Source organism: Candidatus Margulisiibacteriota bacterium, assembly GCA_041650635.1.
Classification (GTDB): domain Bacteria; phylum Margulisbacteria; class WOR-1; order JAKLHX01; family JBAZKV01; genus JBAZKV01.
The window spans coordinates 1-5,598 of sequence record JBAZKV010000039.1; the positions used below are offsets into that span (position 1 = coordinate 1).

The 5,598-nt window shown below is 48.5% G+C and carries 7 protein-coding genes; 6 read left to right on the top strand and 1 reads right to left on the bottom strand.

The window, feature by feature from the left end:
* Positions 1 to 77 precede the first annotated feature (77 nt).
* The 4 genes from WC490_07910 to WC490_07925 are packed head-to-tail and all read left to right on the top strand — an operon-like array spanning position 78 to position 4,074.
* Positions 78 to 1,214, top strand: a complete 1,137-nt coding sequence (locus tag WC490_07910) for an ABC transporter permease (GenBank protein ID MFA5098524.1) — start codon at positions 78 to 80, stop codon at positions 1,212 to 1,214.
* Between the two features lie 13 nt (positions 1,215 to 1,227).
* A complete protein-coding gene (locus tag WC490_07915; GenBank protein ID MFA5098525.1) occupies positions 1,228 to 2,196 on the top strand; it encodes an efflux RND transporter periplasmic adaptor subunit in 969 nt (322 codons plus the stop codon).
* A complete protein-coding gene (locus WC490_07920) occupies positions 2,186 to 2,881 on the top strand; it encodes an ABC transporter ATP-binding protein (GenBank protein MFA5098526.1) in 696 nt (231 codons plus the stop codon). The genes WC490_07915 and WC490_07920 overlap by 11 nt, the downstream gene beginning before the upstream one ends.
* Positions 2,878 to 4,074 carry an ABC transporter permease gene (locus WC490_07925; protein ID MFA5098527.1) on the top strand — a complete coding sequence of 399 codons (1,197 nt, stop codon included), beginning with the start codon at positions 2,878 to 2,880 and terminating at the stop codon, positions 4,072 to 4,074. The genes WC490_07920 and WC490_07925 overlap by 4 nt, the downstream gene beginning before the upstream one ends.
* Positions 4,075 to 4,089: 15 nt before the next feature.
* On the opposite strand, the gene WC490_07930 is transcribed toward WC490_07925, so the two are convergent.
* Positions 4,090 to 4,590, bottom strand: a complete 501-nt coding sequence (locus WC490_07930; GenBank protein ID MFA5098528.1) for a TlpA disulfide reductase family protein — start codon at positions 4,588 to 4,590, stop codon at positions 4,090 to 4,092.
* Between the two features lie 79 nt (positions 4,591 to 4,669).
* On the opposite strand from WC490_07930, the gene WC490_07935 reads away from it, so the two are divergent.
* Positions 4,670 to 5,335 (top strand): YggS family pyridoxal phosphate-dependent enzyme, encoded by a 666-nt coding sequence (locus WC490_07935; GenBank protein ID MFA5098529.1) that lies wholly within the window; start codon positions 4,670 to 4,672, stop codon positions 5,333 to 5,335.
* 20 nt (positions 5,336 to 5,355) lie between these two features.
* Positions 5,356 to 5,598 (top strand): cell division protein SepF (locus tag WC490_07940; GenBank protein MFA5098530.1); only part of this gene is annotated, 243 nt, incomplete at its 3' end.

The window sequence follows — 5,598 nt, forward strand, 5'->3', positions numbered from 1 at the left end:
CCCTGCTTCTGACAGCGTTCGGGGTACTGATGATAGTGCTGGCTGCAAGGCAGTTCAAGAAAAGGCTGGATTAAGAAATGATCTTTGACCACAGGCTGTTCCATCTGATGAAAAAAGAGTTCATACAGCTGCTGCGCGACCGCAGGCTAATAGGCTTTATCCTTGTTGCCCCGGTCATCCAGCTGCTGATATTTGGCTATGTGGCCACCACCGATGTCAGGGACATCCCTGCGGCCTTTATGGACAGCGACAAATCCCGGGACAGCAGGCAGCTTTTATCCAGCTTCAAGAACTCGGGGTATTTTATCCTTAAATACGAGGCAGGGGACCAAAAACATGAAAAAATGCTGCTTGACAGCGGAAGAGTTAAAGCAGCCATAAATATTCCCCCGGAGTATTCCAGGGACCTAAAGTCAAAAGGGACTGCAAAAGTCCAGTTCATAGTGGACGGCACCAACTCAAATGTCGCCGGCATAGCCATGGGATACATCAGCGGGATAGTGTATCAGGACTCTCTGAGGCTGCTCGAAGAGCGCTACGGAGGTCCCGGGGGGATCCTTGAAAAGATCCGCCTGATAGAACCCAAAGTCCGCATCTTTCACAATCAGCAGCAGAAAAGTATAAACTACATGGTGCCCGGCGTGATAGCAGTTCTGTTAATGATGCTTACCTCGATACTCACCTCTGTATCGATCGTAAAAGAAAAGGAATCCGGGACACTGGAGCAGATAATAGTGACGCCGATAAAGCCTTATGAACTTATGCTGGGGAAAATGGTCCCGTACATCATTCTGGCTTTTATTGACATGGTGCTCGTCATTATGGTGGGCTCGCTGTGGTTTGGGGTGCCGATACTGGGAAGCATTGTGCTGCTTGTGGTGCTATCCCTTTTGTTCATCCTGACCAGCCTCGGCGTGGGGCTCTACATCTCCACCATATCCTCTACCATGCAGCAGACCATACTGTCCGTGATCTTTTTCATGATACCTTCCATGCTGTTATCGGGGTTCATATTTCCCATAGATAATATGCCGGATATCATAAAGGCGTTCACATATATCATTCCGATGAGATATTTTCTAACTGTGGTCAGAGGTATATTCTTGAAAGGAATTGGTATAGAATATCTGTGGGGAGAAGCAGCCGCTCTTTTCGTTCTCGGGGCGGTCATATTTTCCATGGCGGTGGTAAAATTTAAGAAAAAACTGGGATAGAAAGGTATTATTCATGCTTAAAAAAAGAAAGTGGCAGATAATCGCAGCGGCAGTTCTGGCGGTCTTCATCGGGATGTGGCTCATGAATTCGAGGAATTCTGTTTCAGTAAAGACCGCGGAGGCCGTTGTGGGCAGGATCTCTCCTTCCGTCAGCGTTTCGGGGGAGATAAAAGGCTTTGAAGCGGACCTCAGCCCCAAAATGCCGTCTCTCATAACCTGGGTGGGGGTAAAAGAAGGGGACTGGGTATCGGCAGGCTCGGTCCTGGTTAAGTTTGACAACTACGATAACGCAAGGTCTGACTATGAAAGGATCAAAACGCTTTATGACGGCGGCTTTGCCACAAAGCAGCAATATGAAACTGCAAGGCTCCAGTACGAGAATTCCTATCTGGCATCCCCCATATCCGGGAAAGTCGTGCTTGTTGCTCAGGACCCGGGAGAAACGGCCTCTCCGGGCGTTACGGCGGTCTCTGTTGTTGATCCTGCATCAAAGTATATCGAGGTCCAGATAGACGAAACCGATATAGGAGAGGTTAAGTTAGGAAACGACGCCCAAATAACCTCCGATGCTTTTCCTGACCTTGCAATAAACGGCAGGCTTTCCAATATTGTCAACAGAGCGGAGCTAAAAAAGGTCGGCGGCAGGATAAAGATGGACGAAGAGGACAAGATCTTCCGGGGCAGGATAGCGTTTGACGATCCGGAAAACAGGCTTAAGATCGGCATGTCCGTGAACGCGGAAATAATAACCGGGATAAGGGAAGGTCTTTTGATAATACCGCGTGAAGCGGTTTTTTCCAAAAATGACGAACAGAAGGTTTATGTTGTCTTAGGAAAAAAGGCGAAAGAAAGGGATGTTGAACTCGGCATAAAAGACTATACGAACATAGAGGTGGTCAAAGGCCTCAAAGCAGGCGAAAAAGTGGCGGTCAGCAGTTTGGATAAAATAAAGGACGGGAGCAGGGTTAAGATTGAAAAGTGATAAGCCTGTAGTCCTGGTAAAGGATGTCTGTAAGACCTACAAACTGGACCAGCTGGAGGTCCCGGTCCTGTTTGACATCCACTTTTCGGTGGACAGCGGCGAATTCATTTCCATAATGGGGCCTTCCGGCTGCGGCAAATCGACTTTAATGAACCTGATAGGCTGCCTGGACCGCCCGACCTCCGGGTCCATACGGCTTGACTCGGTCGATATCTCAAAGCTTCATGATACTGAACTGGCAAAGATAAGGAATCGGAAGATCGGTTTTGTTTTCCAGACTTTCAATTTACTTCCGCGGCTTTCCTCTATCGAAAATGTGGAACTTCCTCTTATATACAGCGGCATCACAAGTGCGGAGCGAGATAAAAAAGCAAAAGAGGCCCTTGATTCCGTGGGTATACTGTCAAGGGCCGCCCACATGCCGAACCAGCTCTCGGGAGGCGAGAGACAAAGAGTGGCAATTGCCCGGGCAATAGTGAACTCGCCCTCGGTCATCCTTGCTGACGAGCCAACAGGAAACCTTGACAGCAGGTCCGGTCAAGAAGTCATGAAGATCTTTGATAAACTGAACTCTTCGGGGGTAACGATCATCATGGTCACTCATGATACGAACATAGCGGAGCGGGGCAGCAGGTTGGTAAGGCTGTTTGACGGCAGGATAATAGAGGATAAAAAGATAAAATGAGCTTTTTTGACAGTTTTTTCATGGCGCTGCGCTCTATCAGGGCCAATAAGACCCGGGCGGGGCTTACAATGCTGGGGGTCGTTATCGGAATAGCCTCGGTCATCATCCTTGTTGCCATAGGGGAAGCGGCAAAGCAGTATGTGGTGGCACAGATGCAGTCCTTTGGCATGAACGCCGCTTTTCTCCAGGTGGCTCCCGGAAAGAACGCCGGGGACTACATGGCCTATTTCGATAATGATCTGCGGCTCAAGCACGCAGACATGATAAAGGCAAAGTGTCCTTCGGTAAGCGAGGTCATGCCCATTGTTGTGGGCAAGGCCAAACTAAAATACGGAAAAAAGGACTATAACCTGAGCCAGTGCTGGGGTGCAACAGAGAACTATACGACCGTTTTTTCGCACAAAGTAGTTAAAGGCAGGTTTTTTAACAGGGCGGAGGTAGAGGGAAGCAGAAAGGTCTGCGTAATAGGGCAAAAGATATCCGATGAGCTGTTCGGCAGTTTTGATCCGATAGGGGAAAAGATAAAGGTCAACGGAAGAAAATTCGTCGTTATCGGCGTCTTTGAAAGAAGAGGGAAGGTCCTTATGCAGGACATGGACGATGTTATGGCCGTTCCCGTGACCACAGGGCTCAGCCTTTTTGATACCAAGGCCATAGTCGAGATGGACATACTGGCCAAGAGCCCGCAGCTGCTTAAGCAGGCCATAAAAGAGATACGGGAGGTCCTGGACAAGGAGATAGACCCGTCGGATTACCACATAGACACCCAGGAAGGGATGATGAGCCTGATAAACAATATCGTCGGCTTGTTGACCACGGTTATCGGGGGGATAGCTGCGATCTCCCTGCTGGTGGGCGGGATAGGGATAATGAACATAATGCTGGTGTCGGTAACCGAGCGGACAAAGGAGATCGGCATAAGGAAAGCCGTAGGGGCGCGCAGACGCGACATTTTTATGCAGTTCCTGGTCGAGTCGGTGGTCATCAGTTTTCTTGGCGGCATCCTGGGTATAATACTGGGACTGACTGGGACTTTTCTCATAATGTATGTGATAAAACTGGGCATGGTAGTGGTGCTCTGGGCAATAATCCTGGCATGTTCAGTGTCTGTTGCCATCGGCATAATTTCCGGGGTCTATCCTGCGATGAGGGCTGTCAATCTTGATCCGATAGAAGCGCTCAGATACGAATAAAAACGGGGTTAGACCCTACTTTTTTGAAGACAGCAGGCTCTTTATGTCAGAGGCCATGGAGTTCTTTACTGTTTCGTCAAAATCCACATAAATATTCCTGAGAATACCTGTATCGTCGATGAGGAACGCGGTTGGTATGATAAGCACCTGAAAAGGGTCTAGCGACCGCATTTTTTTATCTATTAAAGAGGTAAAGCTGAAACCATTCTTATCCAGAAAGCTTTTTACTGGTGAGGAGTTTTTTTCGAGCGCTACGGCCACCACCTTCAGATCCTTATTGGAGGAAGAAAGGGAGTTAAGGAACTCGAGCTGCTCCAGGCATGAATGGCTCCAGGTAGAGTAAAAAGTGATGATAACGGGTTTGCCCCTGTCGGAAGAAAGGTCGTAGGAGGAGCCCGAAAGCGTCGGGAGCTTTAACTCCGGCACCTGCGACCCGATCTTGATCGAGGACGGGTCGCAAACGGCAAAACTGCCAAGCAATAAGCACAGGGATAAAAAGATAAGTGTCTTTTTCATTTGCCTACATTTTACCATATGTTTACATCCGGGATGCCAAAAGTCAAGGTATGCTGATCTGTGCTATATTGGTTATCAAATGTCAAATATAGCAGAAAACATAATCCGCGTCAGAGAAAGGATGCAAAAAGCTGCCGGCAGAGCAGGCAGAGAGCTTTCGAGCATAAAACTGGTAGCGGTCACAAAGACCGCGGCTGTTGAACAGATAGAAGAGGCTTTTAGGTGCGGTATAGAGGACTTTGGCGAGAACAGGCTGCAGACAGCGGAGCCAAAGATCTTGGCGCTTTCTTTACAAAAGAGCGTAAGCTGGCACATGATAGGGCATTTACAGACCAATAAGGTAAAAAAAGCGCTGGGCCTGTTCTGCCTTATACACGGATTAGATTCCCTTAAGCTTGCAAGGAAGATAGATGAGGAGGCAGGTAAAAAAGGCCTGGTGTTCCCTGTGTTTATGGAGGTGAATATTTCGGAAGAAGCCACAAAATTTGGAATGAAACCGCAGGATGCAAAAGTATTTTTGGTCCAATGCCGCGCTTTGCCTAACATAAAAGTACAGGGGCTTATGGTCATGGCGCCATATTCCCCTGACCCCGAAGCAGCAAGACCCCACTTCAAAAAGGCGGCTTTACTTAAAAAGGAATTAGGTTTAGAATATCTATCAATGGGCATGTCCGGGGATTTTGAAACAGCCATAGAAGAAGGGTCGGACATGGTCAGGATAGGGACTGCGATATTTGGGACATAGGAGAAGAAAGGAGAACTGTAATGGTGGAGAATATCTGGAACACGGCAAAAGCTTTCATTGGCCTGGCTGATGATGGACAAACGGATGATTATTTGCCCAAGTCTGAAAAAGCGGCTGTCGATCTTGGCCCCATCAAGCCCAGGTCCAGCAAAAAGGCCTCCAGCAGCGATTACGAGATCATGCTGTACGAGCCCAGAGCATATGAAGACTCCCTGCAGATCTCGGCGCGTCTAAGGGCAGGGGACCCGGTCATAGTCAATCTT